This window comes from Rhodococcus sp. 06-156-4 (genome assembly GCF_002259345.1).
Lineage (GTDB): Bacteria > Actinomycetota > Actinomycetes > Mycobacteriales > Mycobacteriaceae > Rhodococcoides > Rhodococcoides fascians_E.
Window position 1 is genome coordinate 1 of the sequence record NZ_NPGB01000016.1, and the last position, 2,535, is coordinate 2,535.

Genomic DNA, 2,535 nt, shown 5'->3' on the forward strand with positions numbered 1-2,535 from the left:
CCGCAAACCGGAATCCAACACAAACAACGCATCACCCGGCACCGGCGTACCGATAGGAGCTCCATGACCAGGCTTCATGGGCGCACTCATAGAGGCGTAGAACGTCTCTGTCTCCCCGTAGCCATTGATCATTTCTCGGCCTGAAGCCCACCGATCGACAAGTTCGGGCGAGCATGCCTCACCCCCCACAAAAATGGTCCTTACTTGATCTATTCCCTCGGGCGAGAGCATCTCGAGTGCGGACGGGGTCTGGTTGACGGTGGTGACCTGCTCGTCTACCAGGATTCGGTGAAAGTCCGTTGCGGAGCGGGCGGCATGCTCAGGGATGATCACCAAGCGGCCGCCGTGCAGCAGAGCGCCCCACATCTCCCACACCGACACATCGAACGAGTACGAATGGAACATCGACCACACCTGATCTGGGGAATGTTTGAAAGCATGTTCCGAAGCTGCGTAGGTCTGGGTGACGTTCGTTTGTGTGATGCCGACGCCTTTGGGTGTGCCTGTCGTTCCTGAGGTGTAGATGATGTACGCGAGGAGGTCAGCATTCGGCACCGGCAACGTCGTCGTCGGCTGTTCAGCGACCTTGGGATCCTCGACATCTATCAGTGGGACCCCGGACTTACTGACGCGACCAGCGAGGCTCACCGTGGTCAAAATCGCGGCCGGCGCAGCGTCTTGTAGAACGAATGCCAGGCGCTCGTCAGGGGTGTTGATGTCGATCGGCAAGTAAGCAGAACCCAGCTTCAGCACCGAAAGTATGGCTATCACAGTGTGTTCCGAACGTGGCAGCAACAGTGCAACAACGTCCTCTACTCCCACCCCACGCCCAGCCAACAAATGAGCCAACTGCGTCGATGTGTCGTCCAACTCCTGATACGTCCACGACCGACCCTCGAACACCACCGCTATGACGTCCGGCCGCACCCTCACCTGCTCGGCGAACAACTCCGGAATCGCGGGGTCCACGATCGATTCATTTAGCACTGACCGCGCTCCGAGGGCGTCCAGCTGCGTCAGTTCTCTCTCGTCAAGCAAGTCGATTGACGCCACCGAGCGGTCCGTGCCGGCGAGCATCGTCGTGAGCACCCGCTGCCAGCGGGTAACAAGTTGTTTTACAGTTTCGGCGTCATAGACGTCGGTGCGGTACTCGACCAGACCCCCAATGCCTATGGGACGGCCGGAGTTGTCGAACCGCTCACGCAGGCTGAAAGTCAAGTCCATTCGAGCGGTCAAGGTGTCCGTGCGCTGCGGGGAAATGTCGAGACCTGGCAGAGACAGATCGGGCAGGGTGACGTTTTGCCAGGCGAACAGGATTTGGATCAACGGATGGTGAGCCTGCGTACGGACCGGATTGAGGCGCTCGACAAGCGCATCGAACGGCACATCTTGGTTCGCGAACGCGTCCAGGCTCCGCTCCCGTACCTCCTCCAACAAATCACCGAAGTTCATCTCGGCTGAAACCCGCGTACGCAACACCAGCGTGTTGACGAAAAACCCGACCATGCCGTCAAACTCGGTTCGCCCCCGCCCCGCCGTCGGCACCCCGAACGCCACATCCGCGCTCCCGCTCAAACGCGCCAACAGCACCGAAAGCGCCGCCGACATCACCATGAACGTCGTCGCATTGCGTTCCCGCGCCACAACCCGCACGAGTTCCTGCAGTTCGGCGGGCCATTCGACGACGACTTGGCCGCCCTGATGGTTGGCGACGGCGGGGTAAGGCCGGTCCGTGGGAAGCTCCAGCAGTCCCGCGTATCCAGCGAGGTTCCGCTCCCAGAAAACTGTTTGTCGACCAGATCGGGTATTAGGATCGTCGGCCTCGCCGAGGAGCTTGTGCTGCCAGATTGTGAAGTCGGCGTACTGAACGGGCAACGGCTCCCAGCCTGGCTCCGTCCGGGTGGTGCGGGCCTGATATGCGGTAGTCAGGTCGCGAACCAGCGGCGAGAGAGATGATCCGTCGGCGGCGATGTGGTGCATTGCCAGGGCCAGATGGTGTTCCGTGGTCGAGACTGCGAAAAGCCTTGCACGAAAGGGAATCTCGGTTTCTAAGTCGAAGGCGTGGCGGGTGACAATACCGACCGCCTCATCCAACTGTTGATCGGTCCAGTTGGTGGCGTCGATGACTTTGCAGGCGACAAGCCCTTCAGAGGCATCGAGAATGCACTGCTCGGGCACGCCAGCCGTAGCGGGAAACACTGTGCGAACACTCTCGTGCCGGGCTACGACATCGGCAACCGCCAGGGTCAGCGCGTCGACGTCGAGTAGACCGATTAGGCGTAGTACCAGAGGGATGTTGTATGTCGCCGATGGTCCCTCTAGCTGATGGATGAACCACAACCGACGCTGGGCGAACGACAGCGGCAACTGGGCCGGACGCGCATATGGCTCCCAGATTTGCCTGGTGCCCGACTGTCCTCCACCCACCACACGAGCCAGGCCCGCTACGGTGGGGGCTTCCATGAGTGCACGGACGCTGATTTCACAGTCGAAGGTTTCCTGCACGGCGGCTACGACACGCATCGCAGAGAGCGA

Annotated in this window: 1 protein-coding gene; it reads right to left on the reverse strand. The window is 60.7% G+C overall.

The features are described 5' to 3' along the window. Positions 1–2,523, reverse strand: a 2,523-nt coding sequence (locus CH290_RS10880) for a non-ribosomal peptide synthetase (RefSeq protein ID WP_254924357.1), incomplete at its 3' end; no start/stop codon positions are given. Positions 2,524–2,535: the final 12 nt, after the last annotated feature.